Origin of the sequence: uncultured Dokdonia sp., from assembly GCF_947492815.1 — a bacterium.
GTDB lineage: Bacteria > Bacteroidota > Bacteroidia > Flavobacteriales > Flavobacteriaceae > Dokdonia.
The window spans coordinates 34369-47498 of sequence record NZ_CANLOB010000028.1; the positions used below are offsets into that span (position 1 = coordinate 34369).

Consider the following 13130-nt stretch of genomic DNA (forward strand, 5'->3'; position numbering starts at 1 on the left):
ATAATTTTAAGAATTCATAATATAATGAATCTTTTCTGTTATCGCGTCTAGTTGTATACGTCTTTGGTCATCAAAAAATGTATCATTTTTTTCTTGAAACATTTGATATGTCTCAATACATTTATTCATTCTTTCGGTATATTCTTTAGTACTCATTGACTGTATTTTGTCAAAAAGCCTATCTGGTGATTTAATTTTATGGTAATCTAAAAAGCTGTTTTCAGGAAATAATTCATAAATACCATTATTTCCATAATAAATGGGAAGACAATAATTAGCTATACTATCCCATATTTTCTCTGTAATATAATTTTGAGACGTTGTGTTTTCAAAACTTAAATTAAAATAATATGCATCCAATAATATCTTTTTTCTAGAAACCCAATCACCATCTCGACTATCTTCTTTTGAAATACCATTTGGCCAGTCTTTTCCATAAATATCCATAAATCCATTTTTATGACCATAAAGAGCAATTTCAGTACGTTTTTTTATTAGGTCAACATCTTCTCCATTAATAAGTATTTTTTCGGTATTCAGTCCTTTATAATAAGACATTAAACCTATTGTCTTACGGTTTTCAATTTGAAAATCAGAAGGTAATGTAGCTATCTTATTTTTAAAGAATTTTAGGTTCATAGGCAACGTACTCGTAAAAACGTTCTGATTATAGATATTCATAATATGACAATCAACAAAACCAAAAAGTTCTTTCTTTATTTCTTTATGATGCGTATCAAAACGCGGCTCATTGGTCCAAATCATGAACTTCTTAGAGTTTGGATATTTTATAAAATATTTCTTCAGATGCGTCCTATTTTGAGCAACAATGATATCTGCTTCCTTAATTGACTTTGTGACATAGATTCCATTTGCATTTAAATAAGGAATATCCATTTTATGAAAGCCCCCAATAGGTGTGTATTTAACATTTCCTACGGTAAAAATTTTAATATCTCTGCTCATAACATTTCTAAGAAAAAAGTAGTTTATAATGATACATATCTTTTTTTGAGTGTATTTTTAAATTGCAAGTATATACTTAAAAGATAATGTTTAAAATGTATTTTTTTTTCTTCTTTTAAATGATCAACTAATTCTATATCAATTATAGTTTTACTATTTAAAAGCGATGCGATATATCTATTTTTATTTTTATGATAGCGCTTCAAATCAAAGACATTGTTAAATTCTTCAATTACTCCAAGACTGTCTAATGTTAACGCGGTGCGCAAGCATTTAGCACAAGAAGTACAATTTTGGCGCTTGATATTAGAAGCTTCTATGGAATTTGTACATACATCTAAATGCTGTCGAACTAATGCATCATCTTGTATAAATCGTGTCCGTTCTACTCGATTTAACTCTGTAACACTCGATGTTACTTTCAAATATGAGGTGTAAAGCTCTGGCAAAATATAATGATCAAAATTACTAGTATCACCAGCTTTCATCACACTCTTTTCCTTAGTATAAGCAGATGCATAATAATACTTCTTAATTAATCCTCCAGTTGCAAAAACACAAGAGAGGTTTAAAAAACTATGCCATTCTTGAAACAGTTCTGAAGTAAACTTGTAGTTATTAGATCTTACTTTAACCAGTGGTAACTTCAATTTATTTGCTGTATTTTCTACATTATTTAAACGATAATTATAATTGATTTGTGTTATTTTACCTCCATACAATCCGTGTGAGCCTGCATCAAAAAAAGTGAGTGCATCGAGTTTTTGTTTTTTTTGTGTACGTGTTTTAATTGTAGTAAAACTATCAACACCACAAGAAAGACCCGTTACAACCCATTCTTTACCTTTTGTTTTAACCAATACTGACTTTGATGCTTTAACAGATATCGTATCTTCAATATTGTAGAGTTTACAAAGCATTGGTAAAACAACAGTATTAAGTTGCTTTAGGAGAACAGTATCTACACAACCATCTACCAATAATGATTCCTTATTTGCTATCATTAATGGTATACAAGCGATAACAAAACTATCATATAATAAATGTTCGTGAGAATTATCAAAATGAGACAACTCAAATGACATGCTATCTTCAAAAGTGTCTATAAAACAAGATAATGTTTTAAATGTCCCTTTAGACTTTAATTTAATATCTGATAGTTTCATTTACTTTATTGTATGATATGCTTTTAATACTTCTCGGGTTACGACTTCTCTATTGAAACGATTATTGATTAAATCTTCATTATGTATAATTCCTTTTTTAGATATTCTATTCTCAATTGCCTTTTTAATTACCTGCATTATATGATTTACATCTTCTGGGTATTCTATTAAATATCCATTTACGGTATCTTCTATTATCTCTGCAGTAGCATTTCCAGGGTTAGATTGAATAGGGATACACCCCGACATAATAGCTTCTATCATTGTATTAGGAGTCCCATCTGAAATACTATTTCCTATATAAAATTCGTGAGTTTCCATTGTTTCTAACAATTCCTTATGATGCATTTTCTTTCGTATCGTTACCTCCTTGATTGCAATTAAATTTTCTTTTTCTAAAAGCTTATAAAATTCATCTGAAACACCAAAGACAAAAATAGAAAGTGTATCTCCCTTATCTTTTAATCTTAAGAGTGCCTTTATTACTGGTAATGCTCTTCCATGTTCATCTTGATACCCTTTTATAATAAAGCTATTTTTCTTTCTTTCTTTCTTAGAAGGCATGTGTTTAGGATATCCTCCACCTCCAGGAAAAACACCTAAATGCTCTCCCACAAAGCCTTCTTTTATAAGGATATGCTTGTCTCTATCACAATCTGTAATTGCATAATCTAAGCGCTTACACACTTGTGAAATAAAAGAAGCTTCTCCTAATTTATTATCTCTAAAATAGATATCACTCCCCCAAGAAGAATACAACCAAGGGATATTTTTATTCTTTTCCATAACACTCAAAATAGGCTTACATCCTATAAATAAAGCAAAACTATGCACTACGTCAGGCTGTATTTCTCTTAAGGCATTTGAAAATGCAGTTTCTACAGGTATATCAAAAACATTAGACAACTTCTTATACAGGTATGGAAGTTTGCGTTTTATAAAGTACCTGCCTTTTTTCTTTAAGATACGTTTTTTCCAATTTGTAATTTGATTGACCCAAGATAAAGATGAGATATATCCTTGATCCTTTATATCAAACCAATAGATTTCGTGATTGCTATCTTCCAATTGAGAAACCCAACGACGAAAATGTATAGAGTTCATGGACACCATTAATATTCTCATAGTGATGATAGATTCATGGTACAAACAATAATTTCTTTAGTTCTATTAAAAGAATAGTTATAAGGAATATTACGATGATTCTTTATGATCGTCTCTAGAAGCATGCTATTTGCCTCTTCCAGCGTTATAAATTGTGGGGTTTTCTTTTTAGCGATTTTCTTAATCGTTGTCTTTAGAGATGTTGCTTCTGGATGTAATTGCACAACAAACTGAACAACTCCATTCCAGACACCTTCAGAGAGCTGAAAACAAAGTGCTGTAATTGCATTTAATGTACTTGTACATTGAACTGTCGTATCGGGTGTATCTAAAGCTTTATATTTTAACGCATCAGGAAGAACTCCCCATTCATTCCCTATATTGGATTGTATCTTTTTATGCTTTCGCGAAAGCTTAATATACTCATAATTCACGCGTTCTAAATAGTGATGATAAGGTGCTGTACTTTCTTTAGACCTATAAAATTTAGGATGCCATTGATGTAATAATAATGCTTCATCTTGGTTAAAATGAACAGGAATTCCTTGATTACGTAAGCGCACATGAACATCTGTATCTTCAGATCCCCAACCGTGATAGAACTCATCAAAACCATTCACTCCTTTAAGAATAGCAGTAGGAAATAATGTCATTCCGGTCGCTTCTTCATTTGTATAGAACTTTACCTGATATGTTTCAAATTCTTTTTCAAGTTTACTTTCTTCTTCTGTAAGAATTCCAACTTTAAAATAATGCACCTCATCAGGACGCATATAGTGTTGAATTTTGGTTACAAAATTAGGATGAAATAACATATCCATGTCGGCCACCATGAAATAGGGTGTATCACATAATTTTAAAGCAATATTTATAGCGCGTGTTTTTTGCCATAACTGACCTTGCGTTGGGCAATTAATTAAAGAAACCTTCTCTAATGAATCTATAAAACTTTGAAGATCATCTTGATACATTGACTCACTTCCGTAGTCTACAACAACAACTTTCACTTGCCCATTTAATTGCTGAGCAATAGTATTAAGTGTACGTTTTACAGTAGACATACTTCTATTCCGATTAGGAATAACAATGGTCAAATTCATGATTGTATATTTTAATTAATCTTTTTTATACATAAAAGTAGTATGACTTCTAGTTGAATTCTTCACAACCTTATTTCAGTACTATTTTCTTAAATATTTTAAATAAGGTTTCTTTAAACGCATAAGGTATAAGCGATTTAGAATGGTTGGTCTTAATGCCTTCAAATTCTGAATCACGTATTTTTTCTCCAGATCTATGTTCTAACTTTTCTATGTTATGATCTAAACTATTTCCCATATGATAAGCAAAAGTATCTACGGTAGATAATCGATACAAACCAAAAACGTCTGACAAAACATCTATAAAATTCTTTTCGTAACCATCTGCAAATTTCATTTTAGGAAATGCTCCTTTCTTATCAAAAAGAACACTTTTATACGTTGCTACAAAATGTCCTGATCCCACAATGGCAGGTTGATCTCCTTTCAAATAATATTGTTTTTCATTCCAATCATACCGGGCATTACTCCTTTTTAACATGTAATTATTTGTAATCCCTTCTGCATATAAATTTAGATCCTCTTGTGTTACGATATCTTTGTACCCCATTTTACCCAAAAAATAAGTATTCAAGAAAAGTGATGTATTGTATTTGAGCCCATGACTAGGAGAAGGCAATGGAGCTACCACCCCCGCTTTAGAATGATCTTTAAATATTTTGAATACGGCTTTTTCCCATCCTTTCATAAATAACACATCTGCATCTGTACAGGTCACAAAAGGTTCATAACACGATCGCATTTCATTTAATACAGCGTATACCTTCCCTTTGTTTTCATTATACGTTACTTTCTTATCTATACGATCCTTGTAAGAGGCTATGACGGCATCAACCTCTGCAATAGAATTGTTGTCTATTATTGTAATAGCTGTTGTCTCTGGATTAATTGTTTCTACAAGGCTTTTCAGAGAATGCTTAAAAACGGCTACCGTTTGTTTATAATACTCTTCCTCTATATTTGGAATATAAACAGGCATAATAATACGATGCCTATAGTGGTGATTGGCTTCGTTTTTAAGTTTTTCTGGATTTACTCCTTTACGCATAGACTAACTTATTTTCTGACAGTAAAAAACATATCAGAATTTGAGGATAGGAAATTACTCATCTTTCAATAAAAAATATCCTTTATTACATAAAAAATAAGTACAAAAAGCTAGTTGCACCTTAAGTTTATATCCAACAGATAAAGGTGCTTTACTTTCTAATAATGCTTTATAAAATTTCCTAGCTAATGTAAAATTTTTAATTATTATTTGCTCTCTTATACCGTGCTTCATTAATTTGATTAAATACTTCTTTGTTTGATCTGTAAGTGCTGCCGAATGTTTTACATATGTATTCCAATTTACCTGAAATGTAGAACTATCTTTTGTATCCGTTCTTTTTCCATAAGAAATCGAATTATCGTGTTTTCTTAGATATACTAATGGCTCATCAATAGTAGCGTATTTTTCGAGAACTGCAAGTATTTTTATAAAAAAATCACGCTCTTGAGATCGATGCAACTGTTCATCAAAAGTGATTTTATGTGTTTTGATAAAAGAACTTTCTATAAGCGGTGCTTGGGTAAGCCATTTAATTTTATCTACAATAAAATCATTAAAAAAATCTTCCGAAATAATATGTTGTGATCTCAGTCCTAGTTCTTTTTTGGTGGCATGATCAAATACCATTGTTTGGCATACATTAAATACCGTATTTGTAGTACGTATAGATGCTAGTTGTTTTTCTAATTTAGTAGCTACCATTAGATCATCACTGTCAAACCAATTTACATAGGTTCCGCTACTTATAGAGAATCCGTAGTTTCTACACGCATTTGCTCCTTTAGGTAATGCATCTGGACGTTTATGTAGGGTGATTCTTGAGTCCGCTTTCGCGAAAGCGGAAACAACATCCATCGTCGTATCTGTACTCCCATCATCTATTACGATACATTCCCAGTATTCATACGTTTGCTTTTGAATAGACAAAAGTGTTTCCCCTACAATATCGGCTCTATTATATACAGGAATTATAATACTCACTAATGGTGTTGCTTTCATCTACTTAATATAAAACGATTATAGCATATTATGATAATAGTTGTCAATCATATGAGAAATATCAAAGCGATCTACCGCCCACTTTCTAGCCTCTATGCTCATAGATTGATAGTTCTTTTTATCAGCAATTAAATCTTCAATTTTTTCTACTAAACGTGAGACATCTTTCTGAGGAACTAACCTATTGTTTTTTTCAGGAACTGTATATGACACCCCTCCACTATCAAAGCCCACAACTGGCACTCCCATAGACTGAGCTTCTATTGTAACAACACCTTGCGCCTCTTCTCTACCTCTAGCGTTTGTTATAGAAGTCATTAAAAATATAGCGGTTTGCTCTAGATGTTCTTTTACTTGTTCTTGTGTTCCTTTTCCATATAATAAAACATTTTTTTCTAATGCTAAGTCTTTAATTAGTTGAGTTAACTCTTGAAATAAAACTCCTTCACCTATAATTGTATAATGTGGATGATATCCTTTGTTTACTAATTCTTTTACTGCTAAAATACCATAGCGGTGTCCTTTCAGTTCTATAAGACGTCCTATACTTAATAGGTTTATTCTTGAGTTTCTACTTGGAATCTCTTTAGGGTACATAGTGGGTTTATAATACGTTGTATGTATCCCTACAGGTATTGTTTCTAATATCGCAGACGGACATCCCAAGGAAGCTACTTTTTCTTTTAAATACGGTGTATTAATTGTTACTTTATCTGAAACTTCAAATAATATCTTATACTTATCGCGTAATCCTTTTTGCTCTTTTTCATTTTTAAAATATGCATCATACCCATGAAAAGTAATCATCATCTTAGATTTTAAAAACCCAATCTTTTTAAGACGCGTAATAAAAGTTGCGGCATCTGCAAAATGTACATGGATTACTTTTGCTTTTCTATAAGGTTTATAATAGTTTATTAAAAAGATATCGCTTAATGATATCTTTCTTTTTTTTAAGAAGGCATACTTAATAAAATAATAAGCAGTTTTAGGATTTAATAAATATCTAAATGCTAATGTATAGCGTTCCTTCTTTTTGATAGGTTCTGTAAAACATGATGTTTTATCTAGTATCTTATAAGTAGAAATAATATCCTTTTGAGCACTTTCAGCAACGGCATGTAATTGTGATGTTAGTACCTGTACATCATAGCCTTTCTTAATAGCTGCTACAACGTTAGAAACTACAAACGTTTGAGAAACTAAAGGAAACTCAGATACTATAAATACAATGTCTTTATTCAAAATAGAATTACAAATTACGTTGGTTACTTATATATCTTTCTTGATGTATTTGCTATATGGTTTTAGTATTTCAACTATAGCCACAAATTTCTTTCTTTAAACCTTTATTTATTTTTTCAATATCCTTGAAAGCATTTTTGTAAAGATGGTGAAAATTTTAAAAGCATATTTATTTTTACTAATCCTAAGCATTGCTTTAATGAGTCTGCTATGCTTCTCTTTTTTTAAAACCTGTAGCTCCTCATAATCTGAATAGAATCTTGTAAAATTATCTCTTAAACTCATCTCTCTTTCTTCAGCAACTACCTTCTGATGTTCTGAAGTACTAGAGATACCATAGGTATCAAAATTAGAAACTATTATAGCTACATGTTCATACGTAGCATTGTGATTAAAAAGTGCGTTTACATAATAATCCCAATCTGCAACTATTTTAAATTTCTCTTTATAGAGACCTACTGTTTTAAACAATGTGTTTTTAAAAAACAGTGATGGATGCGGCAAACTACCTGCATGAAAAAAATAATAAAAACTTAAGGTATCTGGATACTTTCTGATCTTTTCAGATGTTTCTGATTGCATCGCTAAATCTCCATAATACATATCTTTCCCTCCTTTTAATACAGGAACCATTGATGTAATACTACTTTCACTTCGCAAGGAGTCTCCACTATTTAAGAATAATAAATAATCTCCTGAAGCATTTCTAATCCCTTTATTCATGGCATTGTAAATACCTGTATCTGGTTCGGAAATTTTGATAGTACTTGCAAAACCATAATCTTGAAGCACATCTTTACTTCCATCTGTAGAATTACCGTCAACAATAACATGTTGTATATCTGTATAGGTTTGGCATGCTACACTTTCTAATGTCTTCTTCAGGCCATTAGCATTATTGTAATTTATCGTTATAATTGAAATTTTCAAATTATAGGTTCTTAAGGCTTGTTTTTATGTATCTATATTTTTGATGAATGTTTCTACATCAAAAAAGTGTTTTTCTACTAAGTTTATTTTACTATCTCTAAAATCCCACCACTTAGATTTTAACAAATTTTCAATTATCGCATCTTCAAATCTATATTTTACAACTTTTATAGGGTTTCCTACGGCAATAGCATAAGGTGGTATGTCTTTAGAAACAACAGCCCCAGCTCCGATAACAGCACCATCACCAATAGTAACTCCATCTAGGATCGTAACATTCATCCCGATAAAAACATCATTTCCAATATAAATAGGGCTTGTTTCTTGAATCTTATCGGTTTTACTTAAGCTAATTCCATTTTGTTTTTTAGTAGAGTAAAACATAGGATGCGTAGAAATTCCATCTACAGGATGTATTCCCCAACCTGAAATTAAATTAGGTCCAATAGAGCAATACTTTCCTATAATGGTATTATTAATTGTAGCATTGTAGGATACATATGTATAGTTACCTATTATCGTATTATTCAATTTATAATCAGGATATAATTTCACATTTTTCCCTAAATAGCTTTGTATACTTGATGTGATTACTGTTGTCGTCTTAGCATTTTTTAATTCAGGAAAAAACTTGAATCCAACACGCCTAATGAATGTTCTTATTTTTTTCTTTAGGTTCTTCTTTTGTAAGGGTTTGGTTCGATTTTTCTTATAAAATTCAACAATACTGCGAGCAGCTGTTTTGTTTTCTTCTATGGTTATTTCTTTTACGGCAATAGTAGGCGCCAGTATTTTATTTTCAAAATCATCGGTGGCGCCATTATGAACTCCTGTATTATCAAATCCTATATTATTCACTAAAGAAACTGAGGGGTATAAAGTGTATCCTCCTTGAAGAATTACGGATACATGCCATTTTACAAACCACGTATTTAATCGGCCTGAAATATTATGAGCTAACTGACTGCTTAGATAATCACTTCCAAATTGATCTACTTCTTGCAATAAGTTTTTATCTTTAATTTCCCTCCACAAGTCTATAGCACTTGTATTAAAGTGATTCCAAGACGATTTCCAAGTTGCCCATCCCCAGCATAATGCTACTTTAAAGAAAAAAGTTTCTGGCAATGTTTCTTTATGTGGATACATAAATCCTGAAATATGCATTACTTCTTTATGGTCCTTATAGAATTGTAATGCATCATTCATATAGTTTAAAAATCCTTTGGAAGTAACAATATCATCTTCCAAAACGATTACCTGTTCATGTTTATTTACAACGGTAGTAACGCCATCTATAATATTTGCAGCCAATCCAATATTTGAAGTACGCTCTATAATATGAACTTCTTTACACCACTTTGACTGTTTAAGAATTCGTCTTGTTTCTTCTATCTTTTCAATATTTTTAGTGCTAGCGTTGTCTTTAGGGCCATCTGCGTAGATGTAAAGTATAGATTCATTAGCACCATCATTATTTTTAAGCGCCTCTAGTGTTTGCAGTGTATGCTCGGGTCTATCATATACAAATAAAACTATTGGGCTTGGCATAATGTTAAATATTGACACTTATTTATATTGTAAGATAGCATTTTCGAGAACTTCATCTATGGTTTGAATATGATGGGAAATCGTATATTTTTCTAAAACACGTTTTCTTCCATTTTGTCCCATAGTAGTTGCTTCAGATTTATTCTTTAATAGTCTGATCATTAATTTAGCCATTTCGTCTACATCTTTTTCATCACATAAAAGACCTGTTTCTTCTTCTACAATCACATCTCTTATGCCTCCATGTCGTGTAGAGATTACAGGAAGACCAGAAGCTTGTGCTTCCATGATGGCCACTGGTGTTCCTTCCATATCACCAATATCACTTGTTATACTGTGCTGCACGTATGCTCTAGATTCAGAAAGTATATTTCTAAATGTATCTGGTTTAATAATTCCTAAAAAAGAAACTGCAGCTGTCATTTGATGATATGCTACTAAATTTTGACAAGTATTTAATAGCGGACCATTACCTGCTAAAAGAAGCTTTGCATCTGGTACTTCTTTTAATGCTTTCGCGAAAGCGAGTATCGTAAAATAAGGCGCTTTTTTATCTACAAAACGACCTATCCCCACAAATTGTTTTTTAGTATATGTAGGGGTTACTTCTAGAAATGCATCATTAGGGCCACAAGGCGTATATGTTATTTTTGAAGCTTCACACCCTAAATTAATAAGCCTCTCTCTCATTTCTGTAGAGACTACAATGACCGAAGCAGCACGTTCAAAAACTTCTGAATAATTATCACATTCTTTTATAACACTATCTACAGAGGCGTCATAACCGTGAAAATGTACAACAAAAGGAATGTCTACTTGCTCTAAAAATGGTAATAAGTTATGTGCATGAGGTCCAAATTCAATTAATATGACATCAATATCATTAGTAATCATTGATTGTATAAGAACTGACCATCTGAGGTATTTTGTATCTGGTTTTTTAAGTTTACGTGATATTTTGGTTAATAATGAGGACGAACTATGATGTAAATTCATCGTAGAGTTCTCTAATTTAATATCCTTACGCGTTCCATAATAATAAAAAACATTTCCATCTAACATTGTTTTATGGGCGTATACAAACGTCTCTGAATACACAGCTTCATTAGGAGAAAAAAGAGCAATATTTTTATGTTTTTTTGTCATTTACGCGTAATTCCAGTAAGTCCTGTGATCATTTGACTTTCTTTAAAATCTATTTTTCTATTGTGATCCATTTTAATCAATTTCTTGATCACTGGTTTTAATAGGAAAGATAATACCTTTCTTTTAGTATTTGGAATCATACTTCTACGAACCCATAACCCTAACATTTGAGCCATTGATGCATGCCAGCCTCCTGTTGCTTGTATTTCTATTGTTTGAAACCCCACTGCCGTTAATTTTCTTTTTAGTGAAAAAGGCGTGTATCTATACTCATCATGAGGCACTTCATGCAATGGCCATAAAAAAGGGACTGTAAAAAAGAACACTCCTCCAGGCTTTAATACCCTATAAACTTCTTTTAAAATTTTATCTGGATCTGGGCAATGTTCAAGTACTTCTGTCCCAAATGCGCAATCAAAACTATTATCTTCAAAAGGCATTACCTCACCATCCCAAGTTACGTCTGGTTGCACTGATGTATCATAAGCAATTGCCGTCTCTATATCTAAACCTACATATTTTTCAACTTGACTATTATTTAAAATATACTCTCGATATGGCATTTTACCACATCCTATATCTAACAGCGTTCCTTCTAATTTAGGAAGTGATCTCTTAAGAGCATTAAATATAGAGGTCCTAATATAATACCTATCAAGGTTTTTTATTTCAAAGGGTATGTTTATAAAATCATTTCCCATGTTCTTCATAAAGTTTTTCTAAGATAGAAATTGTCTTGGCAACACTGTGTTTATTCAAAATGAAATTCTGCTGCACTACAGCTAACTTATGCAGCTTTTCAGAAGATTGTAATACTTCATAATTATAGTTTACAAAAGCTGTTATATCTGTAAAGCTTGGAAAAACTCTTCCTTCTTCAGCATCTCCTCCCCTATATGCAAAGTCCCATAATACTTGAGGGAGTCCGCCTAGTGCGACTTCGATAGCCGCATAGCCTGCAATTTGCTGATTGGTTGCCTGAAACCAAGCAATATCAATGGTATCGTGAAGAAGCGTTTCTTTAATCGATGACGTATGACCGCAGAAAGTTACTTTATCTCTTATATACATATAATCAAGTTGTCGTAATAATCCTATTTCTTCAGGATCTCCTCCACCATATATATTCAAGTGTACATCTAGTCCTTTTTCTAAAAGTAATTTAAAACCGTATAAATACGGATCTAATGGCTTCATTCGACTAAGACGTGTAAAAATTGCTATGGTTATTTTTTCAGTAGTATCAGTATTCTTTTTCACATAAGTATTGCATTCCATACTTAAAGGGTAATACGTATGCTTATACTGTGAGAACTCTTCTAATTCATTAGATAATATATCAGATTCAAAGCCAGATACAAAATTATAATGCGCATCTTTTTCAAAACTCTTATAGATATTCTCTCCCTGAAACCTCCCCATTAATAAATGAATAAGTCCATGACTAATGGTTATTTCTCGGCTAATACATAGGTTATTGTATACACCAATTCCTGAGAAACTCACCACATCATATCTATCTAATAAACTAAGAATGATCTCCTTATTTCTCGCTTTTATATGTGATGGTTCTTGTGATTCTAGATGAAGTTTTTTCTTCATCTTTCGTTTTAATTTATGAGAAAAAGAAATTGCTTTTTTTTCTTTGACCAATAAATCGTTTAAAAAAAGTATTTCGCACCCTACATCAAGCGTTGGTTGATAATAATATTCTTCTTTAAAATTAACATCACTATTAAAGGGGCTTACTTTTAAAACATCAACTTGAAATTTTTCTTTATTTAATGCTTTACATATCTCATACACATATCGTTGTCCACCAGCTTGAACAAAGTCATAAACAACCCATACTATTTTTGTTTTTTTAGACAT

12 protein-coding genes are annotated in these 13130 nt (G+C 31.5%); all 12 read right to left on the minus strand.

Features of this window, described 5'->3' with window-relative positions; genetic code table 11:
• Positions 1–6: 6 nt before the first annotated feature.
• The 12 genes from Q1A01_RS19720 to Q1A01_RS19775 all read right to left on the minus strand — a co-directional run bounded on the left by Q1A01_RS19720 (position 7) and on the right by Q1A01_RS19775 (position 13130).
• Positions 7–966: a glycosyltransferase family 10 gene (locus tag Q1A01_RS19720; RefSeq protein WP_299684304.1), complete on the minus strand. Its 960-nt coding sequence runs from the start codon at positions 964–966 to the stop codon at positions 7–9.
• A gap of 23 nt (positions 967–989) precedes the next feature.
• Entirely contained in the window at positions 990–2132 is a 1143-nt protein-coding gene (locus Q1A01_RS19725) for a hypothetical protein (protein ID WP_299684306.1), read from the minus strand.
• Complete coding sequence (locus Q1A01_RS19730; protein WP_299684308.1) at positions 2133–3236, minus strand: glycosyltransferase; 1104 nt, start codon at positions 3234–3236, stop codon at positions 2133–2135.
• A gap of 17 nt (positions 3237–3253) precedes the next feature.
• Positions 3254–4336: a glycosyltransferase family A protein gene (locus tag Q1A01_RS19735; protein ID WP_299684310.1), complete on the minus strand. Its 1083-nt coding sequence runs from the start codon at positions 4334–4336 to the stop codon at positions 3254–3256.
• 70 nt (positions 4337–4406) lie between these two features.
• A complete protein-coding gene (locus Q1A01_RS19740) occupies positions 4407–5384 on the minus strand; it encodes a glycosyltransferase (protein ID WP_299684312.1) in 978 nt (325 codons plus the stop codon).
• Between the two features lie 54 nt (positions 5385–5438).
• On the minus strand, positions 5439–6386 hold the full coding sequence (locus Q1A01_RS19745; protein WP_299684314.1) for a glycosyltransferase family A protein: 948 nt from the start codon (positions 6384–6386) through the stop codon (positions 5439–5441).
• 18 nt (positions 6387–6404) lie between these two features.
• Entirely contained in the window at positions 6405–7631 is a 1227-nt protein-coding gene (locus Q1A01_RS19750; RefSeq protein WP_299684316.1) for a glycosyltransferase, read from the minus strand.
• A 108-nt stretch (positions 7632–7739) separates the two neighbouring features.
• Positions 7740–8561, minus strand: coding sequence for a glycosyltransferase family 2 protein (locus Q1A01_RS19755; RefSeq protein WP_299684318.1), 822 nt, complete (start codon positions 8559–8561; stop codon positions 7740–7742).
• Between the two features lie 24 nt (positions 8562–8585).
• Positions 8586–10112, minus strand: a complete 1527-nt coding sequence (locus Q1A01_RS19760; protein WP_299684320.1) for a DapH/DapD/GlmU-related protein — start codon at positions 10110–10112, stop codon at positions 8586–8588.
• Between the two features lie 18 nt (positions 10113–10130).
• On the minus strand, positions 10131–11258 hold the full coding sequence (locus Q1A01_RS19765; protein WP_299684322.1) for a glycosyltransferase family 4 protein: 1128 nt from the start codon (positions 11256–11258) through the stop codon (positions 10131–10133).
• Positions 11255–11968 (minus strand): class I SAM-dependent methyltransferase, encoded by a 714-nt coding sequence (locus Q1A01_RS19770; RefSeq protein WP_299684324.1) that lies wholly within the window; start codon positions 11966–11968, stop codon positions 11255–11257. The genes Q1A01_RS19765 and Q1A01_RS19770 overlap by 4 nt, the downstream gene beginning before the upstream one ends.
• A complete protein-coding gene (locus Q1A01_RS19775; protein WP_299684326.1) occupies positions 11949–13130 on the minus strand; it encodes a hypothetical protein in 1182 nt (393 codons plus the stop codon). The genes Q1A01_RS19770 and Q1A01_RS19775 overlap by 20 nt, the downstream gene beginning before the upstream one ends.

Bases quoted from the DNA above. Each gene is read 5' to 3' on its own strand.
- Q1A01_RS19775 (WP_299684326.1), bottom strand. From the start codon at position 13,130: ATGTCTAAAAAAACAAAAATAGTATGGGTTGTTTATGACTTTGTTCAA.
- Q1A01_RS19740 (WP_299684312.1), bottom strand. From the start codon at position 5,384: ATGCGTAAAGGAGTAAATCCAGAAAAACTTAAAAACGAAGCCAATCAC.
- Q1A01_RS19735 (WP_299684310.1), bottom strand. From the start codon at position 4,336: ATGAATTTGACCATTGTTATTCCTAATCGGAATAGAAGTATGTCTACT.
- Q1A01_RS19725 (WP_299684306.1), bottom strand. From the start codon at position 2,132: ATGAAACTATCAGATATTAAATTAAAGTCTAAAGGGACATTTAAAACA.
- Q1A01_RS19730 (WP_299684308.1), bottom strand. From the start codon at position 3,236: ATGAACTCTATACATTTTCGTCGTTGGGTTTCTCAATTGGAAGATAGC.
- Q1A01_RS19765 (WP_299684322.1), bottom strand. From the start codon at position 11,258: ATGACAAAAAAACATAAAAATATTGCTCTTTTTTCTCCTAATGAAGCT.
- Q1A01_RS19745 (WP_299684314.1), bottom strand. From the start codon at position 6,386: ATGAAAGCAACACCATTAGTGAGTATTATAATTCCTGTATATAATAGA.
- Q1A01_RS19760 (WP_299684320.1), bottom strand. From the start codon at position 10,112: ATGCCAAGCCCAATAGTTTTATTTGTATATGATAGACCCGAGCATACA.
- Q1A01_RS19720 (WP_299684304.1), bottom strand. From the start codon at position 966: ATGAGCAGAGATATTAAAATTTTTACCGTAGGAAATGTTAAATACACA.
- Q1A01_RS19770 (WP_299684324.1), bottom strand. From the start codon at position 11,968: ATGAAGAACATGGGAAATGATTTTATAAACATACCCTTTGAAATAAAA.